Raw genomic sequence first — 19,273 nt, forward strand, 5'->3', positions numbered from 1 at the left:
TCTGCAACATGGATGCGTTGCCCACCCTTTACACCGAACGCCTGATCCTACGCCCGCTGACGCTGGACGATGCGGACGCCGTCCAACAGCACTTTCCCCACTGGGACGTGGTGCGTTACCTCAACGCCCTCGTGCCCTGGCCCTACCCGGCTGACGGCGCCCTCGCCTATCTGCGAAACGTGGCCTTGCCGGCCATGGCACGGGGCGAGGAATGGCATTGGGCAATCCGCCTCAAAACCGCGCCTGAACAACTGATCGGCAACGTCAGCCTGATGGATGAAGTGGATAACAACCGTGGCTTCTGGCTGGCGCCCGCATGGCAAGGCCAGGGATTGATGACCGAAGCCAGCGCGGCGGTGACCAACTATTGGTTCGGCGTGCTGCAACGCCCCGTGATGCGTGTCCCCAAGGCCGCGCCCAACCTGGGGTCGCGGCGAATTTCCGAGCGTACGGGGATGCGCTTGATCAGGACCGATGAGGGGCAGTTTGTCGAAGGCACCTTCCCACGGGATATCTGGGAGATGACCCGCGAGGAGTGGTTGGAATCCCAATGACCCAAACGCTGAAAATCAACTGTGGGAGGGAGCTGCCCCCGATGGCAGTGGGTCAGTCAGGCCTGCACCCATTGACACAGCGTCTTCGCGAGCAAGCCCGTTCCCACATTTAGACCCGGTTCAGTCTGTAACAAAGCGCACGCCCGGCTTGGCCCGCTCATCCACCGTCAACTCAAACACATCCGGGCGAGCGTAGTGCCCCACCACGTCATAGTCGTACCGCGCCTTCACCAAGTCATCGGTGTTGATCTGCGCCGTCAACAGCCCAGCCCCACCCAGCAACGGCCCCGCGAGGATGTCACCCATAGGGCCGACAATCACACTGCCGCCAGCAATCAACGGACGGCCTGCTGGCCAGTTGGCAATCTCCAGCACCAATGCCTCGGGCGAAGCTTGCACCTGGCACGCGCTCACCACAAAACAGCGCCCTTCATGGGCCACATGACGCATGCTCACCTGCCACATTTCGCGCTCATCCACTGTTGGCGCGCACCAGACCTCGACGCCCTTGGCGTACATCGCCGTGCGTAACAGCGGCATCATGTTTTCCCAGCACACCGCGCCACCGAGACGCCCTACTGCGGAGTCGATCACTGGCAAGGTGGAGCCATCGCCCTTGCCCCAGATCAGCCGTTCGGTGCCGGTGGGCATCAGCTTGCGATGCTTGGCCACCAGACCACCCGAGGGTTCGAAATACAGCACGGTGCAATACAGCGTGCTGCCACTGCGCTCGATCACACCCAGAACCAAGCTGGCGCCGGTGCGCGCCGACAAGCCGGCCAGCGCCTCGGTTTCAGCGCCTGGCACATCAATAGCGTTGGCAAAGTAACGGGCAAACGCCTCGCGCCCCTCGGGCAGGCGGTAGCCCAGTTGTGTGCCGAAGCCTTCGCCTTTGGGATAGCCGCCCAGCAGCGCCTCGGGCATGACCACCAATTGCGCGCCGCTGCGTTTGATCTCGTCCTCGTAGCCCAGGATTTGTTCAAGGGTTGCCGCCTTGCCGTCCGGCAACGAACCCAGTTGCAAAGCTGCCACAGTAGAAACAGGCATTACGATCACTCCGAATTAGGGGGGTTGCCCATTCTCCGGCCAGCCGTGATCATGAATAAAGCCCACCTCAGCACTGAATGATATGAGCCAAATGAATATCGCCCAGGTCGATCTGAACCTGCTGAAGACCTTCGAAGCGCTGCACGACGAATCCAGCGCCAGCCGCGCGGCATTGCGCCTGGGCGTCACGCAATCGGCCATCAGTGCGGGCTTGCGACGCTTGCGCGAGGTGTACGGCGACCCGCTGTTCGTGCGCACGGGCCGAGGCCTGGCGCCGACGTTGCGGGCCAATCAGTTAAAGCCGGTGATCAGCGAGGCGCTGGACCGTTGCCGGCAGAGCCTGGCGATGGTCAACCCGGATAACCCGCATTACCAAGGGCGTTCCGTGGTAGTGGGGTTGTCCGATGATTTCGAGATCGCCTACGGTCGCCGCTTAATGCAGGAGATCGCTCAACGTTTGCCGAAACTGCGCGTGATCTTTCGCCAGACCCACAGCCAGATCGTGGCAGGCGCCCTGCTCGACCGCACGCTCGATCTGGCAATTACCGCCGGCGGGTTTGCGCAGAACCGTTTGAGTCGACAGGTATTGGCGGAAGGAGACTACCTTTGCCTGGTGGACCCCGGCAGTCTTGCTCCGGACCAGAACAGCATCGGCCTGGAAGAGTTCGTCAGCCGAGAGCATGTGCTGGTGTCGTCAGGCGGTTTTATCGGAATTACCGATGAGGGGCTCGCAGCGCTGGGGCTGAGCCGGCAAGTGTGTGCGTCGACCAGCCACTTTGCCGCACTGCCGTTTTTGCTCAAGGGCAGCCAAGCGGTTGCGACCATTCCGGGGCATGCGGCACAGGCGATCGCCGAGATGACAGGCCTGCGCGTACTGCCCTGCCCGCTGGCGCTGCCGCGCTACCCCGTGGAACTCGGCTGGCGGACACAGGCCCAGTTGGACCCTATGTTGCTCAAAGTACGTGAGGCGATTGCCGCCAGCTTTACTTCGCCGCTGCCATCAGCTTATTGACTTCGCTGCGCACCATATTGGAAAACTCTGGCGGTGACATGCCATCAAGCTCTGCGCGGACCCACTCGGCCCACTTGCCCTTGCGCTTGGCACGCTCACCGAACAACCGCGCCGCTTCGCTCTTGGCCTTGCCCAGATTGGTTTGCCACAGGTCATAGAGGCGGGACTTTTCATCTTCCAGCTCGGCACGTTCGGCGAGGGTCTTGTTGGCGAGATTGAAGCTCATGTTGAATTACCTGCTGCACAAATAGGCGACATCTTACACTGTAGGTCGAAATTTCCTGATTCGGATTTTGGCTGGAACTGCGCTCAAGCAAAAAAACTGCAACTTTTGCCATCGCGCGATACTCCATTGTTCACTGTCACATTCACTCGCAAGGAGTCACACAATGGCCCGCAAAACTGCTGCCCAAGCTGTCGAAGACCAGATCAAGGATCAAGCCTTCAGCGAACTCACCGCGCTGATCGAAGAGTCGGACAAACTGCTCAAAAGCAGCGCCGCCCTGGTAGGCGAAGAAGGCGAAACCCTGCGTGAGCAGGTCGCGATCAAACTCAAGCAAGCCCTGGACTCAGTGTCCAACGTGCGCGAGCGTAGCAAGCCGGTGGTGGATGCCACCGAAACCTACATCGGTGGCCACCCGTGGCAAACCGTGGCCATTTCCGCAGGTTTTGGCCTGGTAGTGGGTTTGTTGCTGGGTCGTCGTAACTGATCAAGCAAGCGGCGCAATAGCAACCACACCGCTGATGCTATTGCGCCGTTGCCCTGGCTCTTGATCTGCTTGTGATCTTGATTTTAAGCACCCGACAAACAGTTATCGCTGGCAAGCCAGCGCCTACATTTAGGCTGCGCCAAACCCTTCTCAGTCAATCACCAGCGCCTGTAATCGCGCCAGATCCTCAGCCTCCAGCTCAATCCCCACCTCCAACGACTTCGTCCGCGTGCGATGACGTCGATCCCCCGGCAACCTGCGCAACCCTGCCGCATGCATCTGCCGCACCAGTTCCTGGCTGCGCTCGGCAAAGCTTTGCCCAGCGGTTTTACTTGGGTCGATCACGATCAGCAACTGCCCAGTCCACGGCGTGCGGGCGCCTGGGTGATCTGCCCAATCAAACTCAAAGGAGAAGTTGCCTCCGGTCAACGCCGCCGCCAACAGCTCGACCATCATCGACAACGCCGACCCCTTGTGCCCGCCAAACGGCAGCAACGCGCCGCCTTCGAGCACGGCTTTAGGGTCAGTGGTGGGTTGGCCGAGGCTGTCGACGCCCATGCCCGGCGGCAATCGCTCGCCCTTGCGCGCGGCTATTTGCACGTCGCCATGGGCAATGGCGCTGGTGGCCAGGTCGAAGACAATGGGCGCGCCATCGGCACGCGGTGCGGCGAAGGCGATGGGGTTGGTGCCGAACAACGGGCGGTCGGCGCCATGGGGCACCACGCAGGTCATGCTGTTGACTACGCTCAGCGCCACCAGGCCTTCTTCGGCGAAAGGTTCGACGTCGGGCCACAGCGCCGCAAAGTGATGGGAGTTGTGAATCGCCAGCAACGCAATGCCGGCGCTGCGGGCCTTGTCCACCAGCAACCCACGCGCTGCCGCCAGGGCCGGCTGAGCGAACCCGTTGCCGGCGTCGACCCGCACGAAGCCGGACGCCACGTCGGTGACCACCGGCACCGCCTGGCCGTTGACCCAGCCGCTGGCCAGGGTGCTGAGGTAACCAGGAATGCGGAAGATGCCGTGGCTGTGAGCGCCATCGCGCTCGGCGCTGGCGCAGTTGTGCGCAAGGATCGCCGCGACGTCGGGCGAGGTGCCGTGCTTGACGAAGATCGCCTGCAGCAACGCCTTCAGCTCGTTGAAACCCATGAATGCTGTAGCACTGTCGATGATCGGGGACTGGGCAGACATCTGTAGCTCCGATTTTATAATTGGAAGAGACAACAACAATCCAGACCCGTCGATTAAACAACGCCTCCTGTGCTTGCTGTCAACGTCCGCTTGCCGCCGAAGCAGTTATCTACCGCCCCGCCCCTGGCGCAAGCGCCTACCGTGGAGCCTCGTGATTGCCAGTTTGATGGAGCGAGCACCATGGCGACGCTTTCCCCGCCGTACTTTTTCGACGAATTCCTGCTGCCTGCCGGGCGTAAACAGCCGAGCCTGCAAGGGATGCTCGATAGCCTGCTCGGACACGCGGGGGATTTTTTCAGCCGTGACTCGCAGCAAAAAAGACCGTCGCTGGCTGGCCTCACAACCGTTGCGCGAGGCGCGGCTGCAGTTGTATGCCAAACAAGCCCGGCCCCAGGAGCAAACCCATATCGTTCGTCAATATCGGCTACGAAAGCGGCGCCGTGACCGCAGACCTGCATGAACAGCGAACTGGGGCGCAGTCTGAAAGCGGGAGCCTGAGCAGGCTCCCGGCGGGGTAGATCAGTCTTTCTGGTCGCGCAGGATATTGCCCGAAGCGCCGTCGATACGTGCTTCATAAACGGTGCCGTCGGACTTGCGCCCTTTGACTTCCCAATAACCGTTGTCGTCGGCTTCAGCGGCGTAGACCTCGACATAGCCTGCCTTGGTCTTGGCCACTTCGATGGCCTTCTCGATGGTGATCCAGCCCGCACCCGGTTTATCGGCCAGCGCGGCGCCGGCGCTGAGCAGCGCAGTGGTTGCACACAGGGCGACTAAGGTTTTCTTCAGCATTTTCGTTCTCCATTGTAGGAATGTCCTGAATTTTTTAGGCGCCTCCAAACGAGAATAAGTTCCAATTGATGTGCAATCGCCATGATGGATGTTCTCGCGATGCACCCTGGGGGTTAGAATGTGGGAAATCAGGATGAGTTAATGAGCGAAAAGTCCCTTTCAGAAGCCGAATATGACGCCATCACCGACGCCGCTGCGCATTGGTGCATGCGTATGCATGCAAGTGATTGCACCCCCGGTGAACGTCAGGCTTTTGCCCAATGGCACGATTGCGACCCGCTGCACGCCTTCGAATACGCCGCGATGCTGGAAATCTGGGACGTCGCCGACCATCTGCCCCGCCACGAACCCACCGCCTTGGTGGTGCCGTTCAAACCGCGCAGTCGGCTACGTACCTACGCCGCCGCGGCAGCCATATGCCTGGCAGCCTTACCGGTGGCGGCCTTTACCGGTTGGGAAGCGGGCTGGCTGCCCAATGCCTACGAGCGCTTTGAAGCCGCCGATGGTTTGCGCCAGGTGACGTTGGGGGATGGCAGTCAAGTGGAGCTGAACCTCGGCACAGAACTGGTCTACAGCAACTACAAGGACCAACGTCGGGTCACGCTGAAAAAGGGCGAAGCGTTTTTCAAAGTCAGCCACGACCGTGAGCATCCGTTCGTCGTGCGTGCCGGCGAAGGCCAGGTGCAGGTGACGGGCACGCAATTCAATGTGTGGAAATATGGCGATCAGGTGCGGGTCATGCTGCTTGAAGGCGCAGTCCAGATTTCCAGCGACCGGATCCACGGCAGCGTGCCGCTTACCCCCGGGATGCAGGCCAGCTATCAACTGGGCGACGCTACACCGCGTGTCGCCACGATCAGCCCCAACGACAGCGCGCTGGCCTGGCGCCAGGGCAAGCTGATCCTCGACAACCTGGCCCTGGTCGACGCGTTGCCGCTGATCAACCGCTACCTGAACAAACCGGTGATGCTCGCAGATGCCAGCACCGGGGCGATTCGCATTGGCGGCATCTACAACATCAATGAAGTCAACAACCTCATCCCCTCCCTGCCCAAGGTGCTGCCGGTCTACCTGACCCAGAACCAGGATGGCAACCCCGTGCTCAACTCCATTCCGCGTCAATCCCCCAAAGGCTGAGCCTGATCCACATCCCCGGGCCTCTTTGCGCCCGCAGTGTCCATTTTTGAAACACACGGCGCCTCTGAAGCGCCCGTACTGTGCGGATTCATCGATTTGTCATGGGCGGTGTTACAGCGGTGATACAACAGGGTGAATCGTTTGTGGTACGGCCGCGTGCGCGTGCCGTGACCGCAGGTGTATCAGTCATGAAACAGCACTGACATCACTTTGCCCTCGATTCATTCCAACCTATTGAAAATAAACACTAAATAAAAAGCGGCACGGCTTCTGCTCTATCCCTTACAGCGCTGTTTAGGGTCAGCGCGAAGAATAGGGAATGCCGCCGTGATCACACTCACTCAAGGTCCGATGAACGTACTGCTGATCAGCTGTGTACTCAGCGTCGGCATCAGTGTTCCAAGCTTTGCAGGCGATGGCGTGATCGTGACAGGGCGCAACGTACAGGCTCACATGTACGGTCGCGCCGCCTTCGGTAAAGACCCCTACCCCACCACCGCCAACGCCAATCCCAGCCGCGACATCATCGGTGCAACCGGCGAGCTCAGTGATATGGATATCGGCGGCATCAGCAGCGGCTCCAGCATCGTCGGCGCGATTCCGACGAACAACACCTTGACCGGCCTGCATGCCACGCAAAACAGCATGTCCACCCTGGGGGCCGGCTCTGCCGCCGGCCACGGTGCGGGCAGCAGCATGGGTGGACAGATCAGCGACTCGATCCAGCGCGGCATGGCGCCGCTGAACAACATCGGCAGCATGATGGGGGGCAAGTAATGAACCGCTCCCTGCTCGTTCTCGCCCTGCTGGCCGCCGCTCCGGTCTTCGCCGACAACACCGCGGTGATCAACAACAGCGGCCAACAATACGAAGGTGTCGTGTCGATCAACCAGGCGGCCGGCAACCAGCAACAAATGTCCAACAGCCGTGCCATTGCGCTCGGTGGCCAGGCCACCAACGTCAACATCCAGCGCCAGAACGGCAGCGTCGACCCGTCCCTGAACGCCAAAGCGGCGATTCATGGCACCTCTTTTACCAACGGCAACGGTGTGCTGGGTATCAACCAGTCGGCCGGGGCCAATAACCAATCAGTCAATGCCGTGCGGATCAGCATAAACCCTGGCCCGCAAAGTATTGATGACAGCGTCCTGTTGCAACAGAACTCGACGCAGTTGACCGACTCAGGGCTCACCCCCACCACTGGCAGCCGCCAGGTCGCTACCAGCGACCAGGCCTTCACAGGCAGCCGAGGAGTGATTCAGGTGAACCAGAGTGCCGGGGTGGGGAACCGAGTGGCTAACACCCTAGGCATCACTATCAAGTAAACGCTTGGTAGTACTCGTTAGACCGTACCAACACTTAACCAACTAATTAGAAGCAAGGAGAAACACCATGAAACCTCAAATGGCTCTGAAACCAATGGTTTTCGCTCTCGCCGCACTCATGGCTGCTGCTGCTCAGGCAGGTGGTGGTTGGCACCCTGCGCCTCAACCAACCGGCGTTGTTGCCTCTGTCGTTACAGACGTACAAAACAGCGGCGGCAACAAGTTTGACGACACCAAAACCGAAAACAATGCCTCTGCCGACAACTCGGTAAACGGCAACAGCGGCAACACCGGTGTTAACGTTCAGTCGGGCAGCGGTAACCAGGCAGACAACTCCGGCGCCATCTCCAGCGCCAAGGGTGACTTTGCAACAGTATTCGCTGTCGTCGATGTCAATCAAAACAGCGCGCTGAACAACTTCGTCAACAAAGGCACCCAGAACAACGCCTCTGCGGATAACTCCCTTAACGGTAACTCCGGCAACCTGGGTTACAACGGCCAGGCCGGTCAAGGCAACCAGGGTAAAAACAACCTGGCAATCACCACTGCTGATGGCAAAAACATCGCAGCGGCCGCCAACACCGAGCAAAACTCCCTCGCCAACAGCTACCTGAACACTGCCGCTACCAGCTACGGGTATGGCCATGGCAAGGCTCAATACGTGTCCAACAACTCCAGCCTCGACAACTCGGTTAACCGCAACTCCGGCAACGTGGGTGTGAACCTGCAATCCGGCGGCGGCAACCAAGGCAGCAACAGCCTGTCGATCGGTCAAGGTTGCACCGTCTGCTCCAGCGGCGTGCGCTTCTGATCCAACGGGGCCTTGGCAACAAGGCCCTTTTTTATTCCAGTGTCCAGCAGGTCACACGATCATGCGCCTCGCGACCCTCACCCTCCTGATGTTACTCACCGGCCCAACGTGGGCAGGCAACATGGCGATCTCCGCCCTGCCTGGCGGTGCAGTGATCTACAAGAAGGTCGAGAGTATTCGTGAGCGCCGGTTCGCCAACCTGGTGGAACAGAAAACCGATTTCAGCTGCGGTGCTGCGGCACTCGCCACCATTCTGCGCCAGGGTTACTGGCTGGACGTGGACGAAGATCACGTCATCAAAGGCATGTTGGTCAATGCAGACCAGGACCTGGTACGTACCCAGGGCTTTTCCATGCTGGACATGAAGCGCTACCTCGAAAGCATCGGCATGCGTGCCCGGGGCTACAAGATCGGACCAGAGACCCTGGTCACCGTGAAGATCCCTGTGGTGGTGCTGCTGGAAATTCGTGGCTACAAGCACTTCGTGGTGATGCAGCGCGCGGACAAGGACTGGGTCTATATCGGCGACCCGGTATTGGGCCACAAGCGCTATTCGCGTGACGACTTCCTCAAGGGCTGGAATGGCATCGTCTTCGCTGTGCTGGGTGAAGGTTACGACAAGGCCAATGCCTTGCTCGACCCGCCTACTCCGCTGACCGCCAAGAACCAGTTGAATGAGTTCAGGCCCGTAGGCGATGCCGAGCTGATGGACTTCGGTTTTATCCAGAGCGACTTCTTCTAAGAAGCGCAATAAGGGGCAGGACGCTCCAGGAGCAGAAGATGAACACTTCCCGTTGGCTGACGGTCATGTGTCTGGCAGCCTCAATGCCCGCTTATGCTTCATCGGGGTTCAAACCGATCGAACTCAAGGATTCGGAAATGGCCGACCTGCGCGGCCGCTACGTCATGCCGGGGCGCATCATTAGCTTCGGCATTGTCATGAGCAGCACGTGGACCAACGCCGTAGGAGACACCATCACCGGCAAGGCCAGCATGCAGGTCGACTCGTCGACCATCACCCCACAATTCTACGTACAGGCCACCGGCTCGACCGGCAACGGGACCAACCCGAACACCGGTACCGGCACAGTCACAGGCGGCGCCGGGCTGGGCAGCGGCCAAGGCGTGACCCAGAGCGTGCGAACCGCTGGCGATGGCAACACCGCCTATAACAACGTAGGCATTACCGTCGAGAACGGCTTCGCGCCTTCCAACGCGGTGCAATCGGGGCAAGTACTCGTCGCCGGCGGTACCGTTACCGGGGACAGCGCAGCAGGCCGGGTGAGTGTGTCGGCCAACAATGGCGGCTTGCAGATGGCGATCCAGGCCAACCATAACCAGGGCAACAGTTTGCAGCAGATCGGCGGCGGTACTGTGCTGCAAGGTACGGTTTTGACCGGCAACACCAACTTCGTCAACAACATGACCCAGCTCAACGTCGTGATGAATAACAACGGTTTGAACAACGGTGCGCTGAACTGCAACTTGGACCAACTCAAAGGCCTACGCACCCTCGGTTATTGAACTACGCTGACCCTCGACACTTACGCATTAGAAAAGGACGGCTTATTTCATGCATCGATCGTTATCGCTTCGTGCGGTGGTCTGTTTAAGTACGCTCTTGCCTGCATCCGTTCTGTATGCCGCGCCAGACGCCGATATAGAAACGCTCAAACAGGAACTTCTAGAACTCAAGCAGCGGTATGACGTTCAGCAAAAAGCTTTGGCGGTACTGGAACAACGGGTACGACAGGTCGAAGATCAACCGTCGGCACCAGCGCCCAAGCGCCTGGCCAAATCCCCGGCAGACTTTCAGAAAGCCAGTGGCGCGACGGTCGCAGGCACGGGCGCCGCAGCAGCATCCGGCGGCGCCGGTGGTGGCGGCGGGAGTTCCTACGGCCAGTCCCTCAAGGACGACTCGGCCCCTGCGCAAAGTGTGAGTAACCTCTATAACGAAGCCAGCGGCTTTTTCGGGAATGGCAAGTTCAGCTTTGAAACCGGTATTACCTATGCCCGTTACGATGCTCGCCAGTTGACCCTCAACGGCTTCCTGGCGCTGGACTCGATTTTCCTCGGCAATATCAACCTGGACCGGATCAAGTCCGATAACTGGACCCTGGACCTGACCGGGCGCTACAACTTCGATAATCGCTGGCAGTTCGACGTGAACGTGCCCGTGGTGTACCGCGACTCCACCTACCAGTCCGCCGGCGCCGGCAACAACGGCACGGCGACGTCGGAAGCCTCGGTCACGCGCGACCCGACCATCGGCGACGTCAACTTTGGTGTGGCGTACAAATTCCTCGACGAAACTCCCAATCTGCCGGACGCCGTGGTGTCGGTGCGGGTCAAGGCGCCTACGGGTAAAGAACCGTTTGGTATCAAGCTGGTCAACACACCCGGCAACGACAACCTGTTCGTGCCGGAAAGCCTGCCTACGGGTAACGGGGTCTGGTCGGTCACGCCGGGGATTTCCCTGGTCAAGACCTTCGACCCGGCGGTGTTGTTTGGTTCGCTCTCGTACACCCACAACTTCGAGGGTTCGTTCGACGACATCAGCAGTGACGTCAACCAGAAGGTCGGCGGCAAGGTCAGCCTGGGTGACAGCTTCCAGTTTGGCGTTGGTGTGGCCTTTGCCCTCAACGAGAAGATGAGTATGTCGTTCTCGGTGTCGGACCTGGTGCAGCGCAAGAGTCGGCTCAAGCCTAATGGCGGCGACTGGCAGTCGGTGGTGTCCAGTGATGCGAACGCCGGGTACTTCAACGTGGGGATGACGATCGCGGCATCGGATAATTTGACGATCGTGCCGAACCTGGCGATTGGGATGACGGATGATGCGCCGGACTTTACGTTTAGCCTCAAGTTTCCGTATTACTTTTAACTGATCCGACGGTGTATTCATGAGGCGAAGGAGCTTGCTCCGATAACGTAATAAAAGGAAAAGCCCCGCAACGATAAGGGTCGTTGCGGGGCTTTTCGGTTTACCCGCCCTAGCGGATCTGGTGTTTGTGCAGCAACCGATAGAACGTTGGCCGGGAAATTCCCAGGACGCGGGCAGCGACACTCAAGTTATCGCTGTGCCGGTTGAGCACATCGCACAGCGCCTGGCGTTCGGCGCGGTGTTTGTAGTCTTCCAGTGTAGACAGGGGTGGCGAAATTGCCTGTTCGCTGATCAATCCCAGATCAATAGCCTCGATCTGCCGCCCTTCGGCGAGTACCAGGCCACGACGCACGCGGTTGGCCAACTCGCGCACATTGCCCGGCCACGGGTGTTGCCCCATCGCCACCAGCGCGTCTTCGCTGAAACTGCGCGGACGGCGGCCGGTTTCCTGGCTGTAGAAGCGTGAGAAGTGGTTGGCCAGCATCGCTACGTCGCCATGGCGCTCGCGCAGCGGCGCAGTGACCACTTGCAGCACATTGAGTCTGTAGTACAAGTCCTCACGAAAAGCCCCCTTGGCCACAGCGGCTTCGAGGTCGACGTGAGTTGCCGCCAGTACCCGCACATCCACGGGGATAGGCTGGCTACCGCCGACGCGCTCAACCTGTTTCTCCTGGAGAAACCGCAGCAGATTGGCTTGCAGTTCCATGGGTAAATCGCCGATTTCATCAAGGAACAGCGTGCCGCCATGGGCCGCTTCGATGCGCCCGACCTTGCGCTGATGGGCGCCGGTGAAGGCGCCCTTCTCATGGCCGAACAGTTCGGATTGGATGAGGTGTTCAGGAATCGCACCGCAGTTGATCGCGACAAAGGGCTTGGCGTGGCGTTGGGATTGGCGATGCAAGGTCTTGGCCACCAGTTCTTTACCGGTGCCACTGTCACCACGGATCAAAACCGGGGACTCGGTGGGTGCGAGCTTGGCCAATAGCTTGCGAAGTTCGCGAATCGGCCGACTGTCGCCGAGCAGTTCGTGCTCCGGCTCATTTACAGGTGTATTGCCCTTGCCGCGCAAGCGCGCCATGCCAAAGGCCCGGCCGAGGGTGACCTGCACGCGCGCGACGTCAAACGGCAGGGTATGGAAGTCGAAGAACCACTCGCAGACAAAATCACCGACATTCTGCAAACGCAGCACATCCTGGCTGAGCACAGCGATCCACTCGGTGCCGCTGCGGCCAATCAATTCCTTGACTGCTTCCGGTCGCTCCAGGTGATAGGGCTGCAACCGCAGCAAACCCAAGTCACACGACCGGTCGCCCACCGCCTCCAAAGCACAGCTGTCCACCTCCCAACCTGCCGTGCGCAAACCGGGCAATAGCCCATGGCAGTCATCACAGGGATCGACCACGAGCAAGCGGCGTTGCGCAGGTGTAACAACCATGACTATTCCTTGGCGCCAAAATTGTTGATTGCTGGAGGTAAAGTTATTTAGAAACAACGGTTTGTGGCGCTCAGCGCTAACACTAGCAAAATCTTGACGCGGGCCTTGTACCGTTTCGCTATAAGTGCGGGCAAAAAGCCACCCACTGTCGCGCCCATCAAAAAAAGTTGGGCACGGCTAAAACTTTCATTCAGCTTTCAAAACAGCCGCTTACATGACAGTCATCAGGAAAAGTTAAAATTTGTTGCTCTAACATGTGACCCGTACCCCGTCATCGTGCATCAGTACAAGTAACCCGCCGCACGGTCAGCCCAACCGCCGGTACTCACTTGAATGGGCATTTAGAGAGAGACCCACATGAACGCCCCGCTCCGCATCAACGAAGCTCTTTTGATCGCAGACCGTGCTTTTCAGCCCTTTCAGTGCGTGGCCTGGCACGATGGCAACGGCGCCTTGAGCCTGAGCGTCATCGACCGCACCAATACCCGTATTGGCAGCAAACAACTGTCATCGAACACCTACAGCGACCCGGCGCAATTGGAAGACCTGCTGTTGCAGGCCCGTGCCGAACTCGACAAAGATGGCTACCAGTTGCAGTCCTGGGCCATGCCTAAGTAAGTTGCTGCACCAACTTCCGATCACTGCAAGACACTGATCGGAAGTTGGGCAACTGAACTTAAGACGTTTATCGCGCGGCGAGAACAAACCGCTCGATTGCCTCTGCAGCACCGTCATCAATATTACTACCGGTGACCACATTGGCCTGGCGCTTGACGGTTTCTTCCGCCTGCCCCATGGCAATCGATAATCCGGCTACCTGAAACATCGCCGGGTCATTTCCCCCATCGCCGATGGCCGCCGTCTGCTCCAGCGGGACCCCAAGGTGCGCCGCCAGGGTCTTCAAGGCCTCGCCTTTATTGGCCAGCATGGCCGTCACATCCAGATAAATCGGTTGCGAACGCGATACCTGCGCCAGGCCTTGCACCTTGGGCTGTAAACGCGCCTCCAGTTCCACCAACAACTGCGCGTTGTTGCTGGCGGCGACGATCTTGTCGATCCGATCCAGGTACGGCTCGAAACTCTCCACCACCACTGGCCCATACCCCAGGCCATGAGCTTCGCGCGGTTCCATCGGGCCTGGCGGGCCACGGCGCAGCCAATCGCCGTCGGCAAATACCCATGGTTCCACGTCCGGCTCGGCCGAGAACATCGCCAGTGCGACCAGCGCCGCCTCCGCCGGCAGATGGTGGGCAACCAGGATGCTGCCGTCCGGGTTGATCAAGGTGCCGCCGTTAAAACCGGCTACCGGCACATCGATCCCAAAGGTTTCGATCAGGTGCAGCATGGCTTTGGGCGGTCGCCCGCTGGCGAGGCTGAAAAACACCCCCGCCTCGCGCAACGCACTGACCGCATCGACCGTACGCTGGCTCAGACGGTGATCTGGGTGCAGCAACGTGCCGTCCACGTCGCTGAGGATGAAACGGATGGGATGAATCGCGGCATCACTCATCCCAGGGTGTGCCAAGTGCGACCATCGCGGGCCAGCAACGCATCTGCAGCAGCTGGACCGTCTTCACCGGCCTTGTAAGCCTGGATTCCATCGTCTTCCTTCCACGCATCGAGAAATGGCTGCACGGCACGCCAGCCGTTCTCGATATTGTCGGCCCGCTGGAACAAGGTCTGATCGCCGGTCATGCAGTCGTAGATCAGGGTTTCGTACCCGGTCGACGGTTGCATCTCGAAGAAGTCCTTGTAGGCAAAGCCCAACTGAATGTTGGCCATATCGAGGGTCGGCCCTGGCTTTTTAGCGAGCAGGTCAAACCACATGCCTTCGTTGGGCTGGATCTGGATTTTCAGGTAGGTGGGCTTGAGCTCATCAACCTCGGTATCGCGGAACTGCGCATAAGGCGCCGGTTTAAAGCAGATCACGATTTCGGTGTCGCGCACGCTCATGCGCTTACCGGTACGCAGGTAGAACGGCACACCGACCCAGCGCCAGTTGTCGATCATCACCTTGAGGGCAACGAACGTCTCGGTGCTGCTGTCGGGCGCGACGTTGGCTTCTTCCCGGTAGCCCGGCAACGACTTGCCGCCGATTTCGCCGGCGGTGTACTGCCCACGCACCGAGTTGGCCCGCGCATCTTCCAGGGACCACGGCCGTACCGCGCCAATCACCTTGGCCTTTTCACCGCGCACAGCGTCGGCACCAAATGCGGCGGGCGGTTCCATGGCCACCATCGCCAGCAACTGGAACAGGTGGTTCGGCACCATGTCCCGCAGGGTGCCGGTTTTTTCGAAGAAATTACCCCGGGTTTCCACACCAACGGTTTCGGCGGCGGTGATTTGCACATGATCAATGTAATGGTTGTTCCAGAACGCCTCGAACAGCACGTTGGAGAAACGGCTGATCAGGATGTTCTGTACGGTTTCCTTACCCAGATAATGGTCAATGCGGTAGATCTGCTTCTCGCTCATCACCTTGAGCAAGCTGGCGTTCAGCGCTTCGGCGGTGGCGAGGTCGGAGCCGAACGGCTTTTCGATCACCACACGCCGGAAGCTGTCATCAGTCTCCGTCAACAATCCGGCGCTGCCCAGGCGCTGCACCACTTCACTGAAAAAGCGGGGCGCAGTGGCCAGGTAGAACACAGCGTTGCCGGTGCCGCTGTCGGCGATTTTCTTGCCGATGTCGGCGTAGGTGCTGTCGTCGAGGAAATCACCCTCGACGTAGCTGATGCCTTTAGCCAACTGCGCCCACAGGTCCGGGTCCAAAGCGTTCTCGCCATTGCCCTTGACCTTGCTCGCAGCCTCGGTGCGAATGAAATCCTCGAGTTTCTTGGCGAAGTCGGCATCGCTGATGGCGTTGTGATCAACGCCCACAATGCGCAGCCCATCGCCCAACAGGCCATCACGACTGAGGTTGTACAGCGCCGGCATGAGCAGGCGCTTGACCAGATCGCCATGGGCGCCAAACAGAAACAGCGTGGTTGGGGGTGCGGGTTCGGCCTTGGGTTTCTTGCCGTTAGCGGTCATTTTTTGGAAGTCTCCACATGACCACCAAAGCCGAAGCGCATGGCAGACAGCATCTTGTCACCGTAGGTGCTCTGCTGGCGCGAGCGGAACCGCGCGAACAACGAGGTGGACAGCACCGGTACCGGCACGGCTTGTTCCATGGCGGCTTCGATGGTCCAGCGGCCTTCGCCACTGTCGGCGACGGAACCCGAGTAGTTTTCGAGTTTCGGGTCGGTGGCCAGGGCGTCGGCGGTCAGGTCCAGCAACCAGGACGAAACCACACTGCCACGGCGCCAGACTTCGGCGATATCGGCAACGTTGAGGTCGAAACGCTGGTCTTCCGGCAGGTTGTCCGAGTTCTTGGTCTTGAGAATGTCAAAACCTTCGGCGAAGGCCTGCATCATTCCGTACTCGATGCCGTTGTGGATCATCTTGACGAAATGCCCGGAACCCGCAGGACCGGCGTGGATATAACCCTGCTCGGCGCGCGGGTCTGCGGAGGCGGAACGGTCCTTGGTGCGCGGGATATTGCCCAGGCCCGGTGCCAGTGCGGCGAAGATCGGGTCGAGGCGTTGCACGGTCTCGGTATCGCCACCGATCATCATGCAGTAGCCGCGCTCCAGGCCCCAGACGCCGCCAGAGGTGCCGACATCAACGTAGTGCAGGCCCTTTTGCGCCAACGCCTTGCCGCGACGAACGTCATCCTTATAGTTGGTGTTGCCGCCGTCGATGATCACGTCACCGTCTTCGAGCAGCTCACTGAGTTCATTGATGGTGTTTTCAGTGGGGTCGCCTGCTGGCAACATCACCCACACGGCGCGAGGCTTTTGCAGCCCGGCAACCAGGGCTTTCAAGTCGGCAACGCCAGTGGCGCCCTCCTCGCTCAAGCCTTTGACAAATGCTTCGTTACGGTCGAAAACAACGGTGGTATGCCCATTGAGCATCAGGCGCCGTGCAATATTCCCGCCCATGCGGCCTAGTCCGATAATCCCCAGTTGCATGTGCTGATGCTCCTAACTACTAAATAAATGTGTGACATAGTTTATAGCGCAATGAGGCTAATGAGGGTTAGTCAGGGGCAGATCCATGTAGTTTCATGACAAAAAAGTTGCCATCGTTTCAACATCACAGCAGCAAAAGTCACAGGACCACCAAAAATAAAAAAGTTCCATTGCGCTGAAAAAGAATTCAGAATTGCTTCCGACTGTTGCCGAGAACCTCGACTCAAGCGTTCTGGCACACCGCGACACACCGGCTATTTGCGAGGTAAGCAATGAGCACTGCACAGATGACCCGTCCTCCCCAGACCCTCTACGTCACGCTCCGTCGCGATGAACTGCGCCAGTTGAAAGACGAACGCGAGCAGTTGCAGCAGGAGGTCATGCGCCTGCGTGCTCATATCATTCAAGCCCAGCTGGATCAGCCTTACGGCGCGCAACCTGCGCTCTGCTGAGCCCTGTCATGACTTTGTAAGATAACGGCTACACAAATCTCACAAAGTTTTCACACGCACTTCCCGATACTCCCGCCCACAAGGGCCACCCCAATGCAAGGGTGGCCTCTATTGCGCGCAGCCCTGCGCGTGATTGAAAAACTACCGGGTTGGAGCGCTGGATGGCGATGTTCGAACGCAGCACTAAGTCTGCGAAAGGCTTTGATTGGGCCGGTCTTGGCTGGCTATTCCTGTTTTTCTGGTACTTCTCCGGCATCACACAACTGCTGATCCAGCTCAGCGGCACGTCCGGCTTCAGTGGTTTTCGCCAAGCGTTCTTCATGAGCGCACTGTGGCTCGCCCCCCTGCTCGTTTTCCCACGCCGTACGCGCTTACTCGCCGCCCTGATTGGCGTGGTGCTGTGGGCCTGCTCCATGGCAAGCCTGGGTTACTTCTTCATCTACCAGCAGGAGTTTTCCCAAAGCGTCATCTTCATCATGTTCGAGTCGAACATCTCTGAAGCCGGTGAATACGCCACTCAATACTTCGCTTGGTGGATCGTGCTGGCCTTTATTGCCCACACCGCCGTAGCGGTTTTCCTGTGGACCCGCGTGCGACCGGTGTACCTGCCGCGCGGCCAAGCCCTGGTGGCGGCAACGGCGATCCTGGTGGCCATTGTCGGATACCCGCTGGTCAAGCAAATTGCCCGCAGCGACACCCTGGACGATGCCATCGACCGCTTTGAATCGCGCATCGAGCCTGCCGTGCCTTGGCAGATGATCGTCGCCTATCGCCGCTACACCGAACAACTCGACAACATGCAAGGCATGCTCGACAGCGCCAGCCAGATTGCGCCCTTGACCAATCTCAAGGACACCATGGCCGGCCAGCCCTCGACCCTGGTGCTGGTCATCGGCGAATCCACCAACCGCCAGCGCATGAGCCTCTACGGTTACCCGCGCAACACCACGCCGGAACTGGACAAGCTGCGCGACCAACTGGCGGTGTTCGACAACGTCATCACCCCGCGCCCCTACACCATCGAAGCGCTGCAACAGGTGCTGACGTTCGCCGATGAAGAGAACCCGGACCTGTACCTGAAAACCCCGTCGATTGTCAGCGTGATGAAACAGGCCGGCTACAAGACTTACTGGATCACCAACCAGCAGACCATGACCAAGCGCAACACCATGCTCACGACCTTTTCCGAACAGGCCGACGAACAGGTGTACCTGAACAACAACCGCAACCAGAACGCACGCCAATACGACGGCGACGTCCTCGCGCCATTCTCCAAGGCCCTGGCCGATCCAGCGGAGCGCAAGTTCATTGTGGTGCACCTGCTCGGCACTCACATGAGCTACCAGTACCGTTACCCGCCGACGTTCGACAAATTCACCGATCGCCAAGGCGTACCGACAGGCATCAGCGATGATCAATTGCCCACCTACAACAGCTACGACAATGCCGTGCTGTATAACGACTTCGTGGTGTCGAGCCTGATCAAGGATTACGCCAAGACCGATCCAAACGGCTTCCTGCTATACCTGTCCGACCACGGTGAAGACGTATTCGACTCCGCCGGCCACGCCACACTGGGACGTAACGAAGGCAAACCGACTGCGCCGATGTACACCATTCCCTTCATGGCCTATGCCTCGCCGAAATGGCGTGAGAGCCATGACTGGAGTTTCGCCGGCGATCTGCAACGCCCTTACACCAGCTCGCAGTTGATCCACACCTGGGCCGACCTGGCCGGGTTGAGCTCCGATGAAATCGACCGCAGCAAAAGCCTGGTGAGCGACAGTTTCAAAGCACGTCCGCAACTGATCGGCAACCCGTACTTGCGCCAGCAGAAGGCCCTGATCGACTTCAGCCTGATCAAGCCGAAGAAGGTTGGCCCGACCGATGTGGTGCTCCAGGAAGCGCCGGGTTCGTAACAG

21 protein-coding genes are annotated in these 19,273 nt (G+C 59.4%); 13 read left to right on the plus strand and 8 right to left on the minus strand.

All coding sequences use genetic code 11. The annotated features are described in order from the left end of the window. Positions 1-8: 8 nt before the first annotated feature. Positions 9-554, plus strand: a complete 546-nt coding sequence (locus G9Q84_RS15915; RefSeq protein ID WP_181643691.1) for a GNAT family N-acetyltransferase — start codon at positions 9-11, stop codon at positions 552-554. A gap of 120 nt (positions 555-674) precedes the next feature. Here G9Q84_RS15915 and G9Q84_RS15920 read toward each other — a convergent pair whose 3' ends face one another. Next, positions 675-1,601 (minus strand): carbon-nitrogen hydrolase family protein, encoded by a 927-nt coding sequence (locus G9Q84_RS15920; RefSeq protein ID WP_181643692.1) that lies wholly within the window; start codon positions 1,599-1,601, stop codon positions 675-677. Between the two features lie 91 nt (positions 1,602-1,692). Between G9Q84_RS15920 and G9Q84_RS15925 the strand changes: the two genes are divergently transcribed. Continuing rightward, positions 1,693-2,613 (plus strand): LysR family transcriptional regulator, encoded by a 921-nt coding sequence (locus tag G9Q84_RS15925; protein ID WP_181643693.1) that lies wholly within the window; start codon positions 1,693-1,695, stop codon positions 2,611-2,613. On the opposite strand, the gene G9Q84_RS15930 is transcribed toward G9Q84_RS15925, so the two are convergent. Beyond that, on the minus strand, positions 2,585-2,839 hold the full coding sequence (locus G9Q84_RS15930; RefSeq protein WP_181643694.1) for a hypothetical protein: 255 nt from the start codon (positions 2,837-2,839) through the stop codon (positions 2,585-2,587). The genes G9Q84_RS15925 and G9Q84_RS15930 overlap by 29 nt on opposite strands. Positions 2,840-3,002: 163 nt before the next feature. Between G9Q84_RS15930 and G9Q84_RS15935 the strand changes: the two genes are divergently transcribed. Continuing rightward, entirely contained in the window at positions 3,003-3,323 is a 321-nt protein-coding gene (locus G9Q84_RS15935; RefSeq protein ID WP_032887039.1) for an ElaB/YgaM/YqjD family protein, read from the plus strand. A gap of 150 nt (positions 3,324-3,473) precedes the next feature. Here the strand turns inward: G9Q84_RS15935 and G9Q84_RS15940 are convergent, their stop codons facing one another. Together G9Q84_RS15940 and G9Q84_RS15945 are read right to left on the minus strand one after the other, a co-directional pair. Beyond that, positions 3,474-4,511: an Ldh family oxidoreductase gene (locus G9Q84_RS15940; RefSeq protein WP_122764292.1), complete on the minus strand. Its 1,038-nt coding sequence runs from the start codon at positions 4,509-4,511 to the stop codon at positions 3,474-3,476. 519 nt (positions 4,512-5,030) lie between these two features. After that, positions 5,031-5,300, minus strand: a complete 270-nt coding sequence (locus G9Q84_RS15945; RefSeq protein WP_016979404.1) for a PepSY domain-containing protein — start codon at positions 5,298-5,300, stop codon at positions 5,031-5,033. 141 nt (positions 5,301-5,441) lie between these two features. Here G9Q84_RS15945 and G9Q84_RS15950 point away from each other — a divergent pair, with 141 nt between their 5' ends. The 7 genes from G9Q84_RS15950 (at position 5,442) to G9Q84_RS15980 (ending at position 11,454) form a co-directional block, all read left to right on the plus strand. Further along, positions 5,442-6,437: a FecR family protein gene (locus G9Q84_RS15950; protein WP_095185903.1), complete on the plus strand. Its 996-nt coding sequence runs from the start codon at positions 5,442-5,444 to the stop codon at positions 6,435-6,437. A 327-nt stretch (positions 6,438-6,764) separates the two neighbouring features. Then, positions 6,765-7,214, plus strand: a complete 450-nt coding sequence (locus tag G9Q84_RS15955) for a hypothetical protein (RefSeq protein WP_032887045.1) — start codon at positions 6,765-6,767, stop codon at positions 7,212-7,214. Beyond that, positions 7,214-7,762, plus strand: coding sequence for a hypothetical protein (locus G9Q84_RS15960; protein WP_032887046.1), 549 nt, complete (start codon positions 7,214-7,216; stop codon positions 7,760-7,762). The genes G9Q84_RS15955 and G9Q84_RS15960 overlap by 1 nt, the downstream gene beginning before the upstream one ends. 67 nt (positions 7,763-7,829) lie before the next feature. Then, a complete protein-coding gene (locus tag G9Q84_RS15965) occupies positions 7,830-8,573 on the plus strand; it encodes a hypothetical protein (RefSeq protein WP_181643695.1) in 744 nt (247 codons plus the stop codon). Between the two features lie 61 nt (positions 8,574-8,634). Beyond that, complete coding sequence (locus G9Q84_RS15970; protein WP_032887048.1) at positions 8,635-9,315, plus strand: C39 family peptidase; 681 nt, start codon at positions 8,635-8,637, stop codon at positions 9,313-9,315. A gap of 38 nt (positions 9,316-9,353) precedes the next feature. Continuing rightward, positions 9,354-10,097 (plus strand): hypothetical protein, encoded by a 744-nt coding sequence (locus G9Q84_RS15975; protein ID WP_181643696.1) that lies wholly within the window; start codon positions 9,354-9,356, stop codon positions 10,095-10,097. Positions 10,098-10,146: 49 nt separating this feature from the next. After that, positions 10,147-11,454, plus strand: a complete 1,308-nt coding sequence (locus G9Q84_RS15980) for an autotransporter outer membrane beta-barrel domain-containing protein (protein ID WP_181643697.1) — start codon at positions 10,147-10,149, stop codon at positions 11,452-11,454. 109 nt (positions 11,455-11,563) lie between these two features. Here the strand turns inward: G9Q84_RS15980 and G9Q84_RS15985 are convergent, their stop codons facing one another. After that, positions 11,564-12,889, minus strand: coding sequence for a sigma-54 dependent transcriptional regulator (locus G9Q84_RS15985; RefSeq protein WP_032887052.1), 1,326 nt, complete (start codon positions 12,887-12,889; stop codon positions 11,564-11,566). A 357-nt stretch (positions 12,890-13,246) separates the two neighbouring features. Between G9Q84_RS15985 and G9Q84_RS15990 the strand changes: the two genes are divergently transcribed. Next, positions 13,247-13,507, plus strand: a complete 261-nt coding sequence (locus G9Q84_RS15990; RefSeq protein WP_032887053.1) for a hypothetical protein — start codon at positions 13,247-13,249, stop codon at positions 13,505-13,507. Positions 13,508-13,574: 67 nt separating this feature from the next. Here G9Q84_RS15990 and G9Q84_RS15995 read toward each other — a convergent pair whose 3' ends face one another. From G9Q84_RS15995 to gnd, 3 genes are read right to left on the minus strand one after another with little or no spacing between them, the layout of a single operon-like run. Beyond that, the gene (locus G9Q84_RS15995) at positions 13,575-14,399 is read right to left on the minus strand and encodes an HAD family hydrolase (protein ID WP_181643698.1); all 825 of its coding nucleotides are present in this window, start codon (positions 14,397-14,399) and stop codon (positions 13,575-13,577) included. Further along, positions 14,396-15,919, minus strand: a complete 1,524-nt coding sequence (zwf, locus tag G9Q84_RS16000) for a glucose-6-phosphate dehydrogenase (RefSeq protein WP_032887056.1) — start codon at positions 15,917-15,919, stop codon at positions 14,396-14,398. Before zwf ends, G9Q84_RS15995 begins: the two co-directional genes overlap by 4 nt. Beyond that, positions 15,916-16,899: a phosphogluconate dehydrogenase (NAD(+)-dependent, decarboxylating) gene (gnd, locus tag G9Q84_RS16005; RefSeq protein WP_095185909.1), complete on the minus strand. Its 984-nt coding sequence runs from the start codon at positions 16,897-16,899 to the stop codon at positions 15,916-15,918. The genes zwf and gnd overlap by 4 nt, the downstream gene beginning before the upstream one ends. 272 nt (positions 16,900-17,171) lie before the next feature. Between gnd and G9Q84_RS16010 the strand changes: the two genes are divergently transcribed. Together G9Q84_RS16010 and G9Q84_RS16015 are read left to right on the plus strand one after the other, a co-directional pair. Further along, positions 17,172-17,351 (plus strand): DUF6026 family protein, encoded by a 180-nt coding sequence (locus tag G9Q84_RS16010; RefSeq protein WP_256226376.1) that lies wholly within the window; start codon positions 17,172-17,174, stop codon positions 17,349-17,351. 161 nt (positions 17,352-17,512) lie between these two features. Then, positions 17,513-19,270: a phosphoethanolamine transferase CptA gene (locus G9Q84_RS16015; RefSeq protein ID WP_181643699.1), complete on the plus strand. Its 1,758-nt coding sequence runs from the start codon at positions 17,513-17,515 to the stop codon at positions 19,268-19,270. Positions 19,271-19,273: the final 3 nt, after the last annotated feature.

This window comes from Pseudomonas sivasensis, assembly GCF_013778505.1.
Taxonomy (GTDB): Bacteria; Pseudomonadota; Gammaproteobacteria; order Pseudomonadales; family Pseudomonadaceae; genus Aquipseudomonas; species Aquipseudomonas sivasensis.

What these genes read in the sequence shown, in the direction of transcription:
- G9Q84_RS15915 (WP_181643691.1), top strand. Translation starts at nt 9, where the DNA reads ATGGATGCGTTGCCCACCCTTTACACCGAACGCCTGATCCTACGCCCG.
- G9Q84_RS15920 (WP_181643692.1), bottom strand. Translation starts at nt 1,601, where the DNA reads ATGCCTGTTTCTACTGTGGCAGCTTTGCAACTGGGTTCGTTGCCGGAC.
- G9Q84_RS15925 (WP_181643693.1), top strand. Translation starts at nt 1,693, where the DNA reads ATGAATATCGCCCAGGTCGATCTGAACCTGCTGAAGACCTTCGAAGCG.
- G9Q84_RS15930 (WP_181643694.1), bottom strand. Translation starts at nt 2,839, where the DNA reads ATGAGCTTCAATCTCGCCAACAAGACCCTCGCCGAACGTGCCGAGCTG.
- G9Q84_RS15935 (WP_032887039.1), top strand. Translation starts at nt 3,003, where the DNA reads ATGGCCCGCAAAACTGCTGCCCAAGCTGTCGAAGACCAGATCAAGGAT.
- G9Q84_RS15940 (WP_122764292.1), bottom strand. Translation starts at nt 4,511, where the DNA reads ATGTCTGCCCAGTCCCCGATCATCGACAGTGCTACAGCATTCATGGGT.
- G9Q84_RS15945 (WP_016979404.1), bottom strand. Translation starts at nt 5,300, where the DNA reads ATGCTGAAGAAAACCTTAGTCGCCCTGTGTGCAACCACTGCGCTGCTC.
- G9Q84_RS15950 (WP_095185903.1), top strand. Translation starts at nt 5,442, where the DNA reads ATGAGCGAAAAGTCCCTTTCAGAAGCCGAATATGACGCCATCACCGAC.
- G9Q84_RS15960 (WP_032887046.1), top strand. Translation starts at nt 7,214, where the DNA reads ATGAACCGCTCCCTGCTCGTTCTCGCCCTGCTGGCCGCCGCTCCGGTC.
- G9Q84_RS15965 (WP_181643695.1), top strand. Translation starts at nt 7,830, where the DNA reads ATGAAACCTCAAATGGCTCTGAAACCAATGGTTTTCGCTCTCGCCGCA.
- G9Q84_RS15970 (WP_032887048.1), top strand. Translation starts at nt 8,635, where the DNA reads ATGCGCCTCGCGACCCTCACCCTCCTGATGTTACTCACCGGCCCAACG.
- G9Q84_RS15975 (WP_181643696.1), top strand. Translation starts at nt 9,354, where the DNA reads ATGAACACTTCCCGTTGGCTGACGGTCATGTGTCTGGCAGCCTCAATG.
- G9Q84_RS15980 (WP_181643697.1), top strand. Translation starts at nt 10,147, where the DNA reads ATGCATCGATCGTTATCGCTTCGTGCGGTGGTCTGTTTAAGTACGCTC.
- G9Q84_RS15985 (WP_032887052.1), bottom strand. Translation starts at nt 12,889, where the DNA reads ATGGTTGTTACACCTGCGCAACGCCGCTTGCTCGTGGTCGATCCCTGT.
- G9Q84_RS15990 (WP_032887053.1), top strand. Translation starts at nt 13,247, where the DNA reads ATGAACGCCCCGCTCCGCATCAACGAAGCTCTTTTGATCGCAGACCGT.
- G9Q84_RS15995 (WP_181643698.1), bottom strand. Translation starts at nt 14,399, where the DNA reads ATGAGTGATGCCGCGATTCATCCCATCCGTTTCATCCTCAGCGACGTG.
- zwf (WP_032887056.1), bottom strand. Translation starts at nt 15,919, where the DNA reads ATGACCGCTAACGGCAAGAAACCCAAGGCCGAACCCGCACCCCCAACC.
- gnd (WP_095185909.1), bottom strand. Translation starts at nt 16,899, where the DNA reads ATGCAACTGGGGATTATCGGACTAGGCCGCATGGGCGGGAATATTGCA.
- G9Q84_RS16010 (WP_256226376.1), top strand. Translation starts at nt 17,172, where the DNA reads ATGAGCACTGCACAGATGACCCGTCCTCCCCAGACCCTCTACGTCACG.
- G9Q84_RS16015 (WP_181643699.1), top strand. Translation starts at nt 17,513, where the DNA reads ATGGCGATGTTCGAACGCAGCACTAAGTCTGCGAAAGGCTTTGATTGG.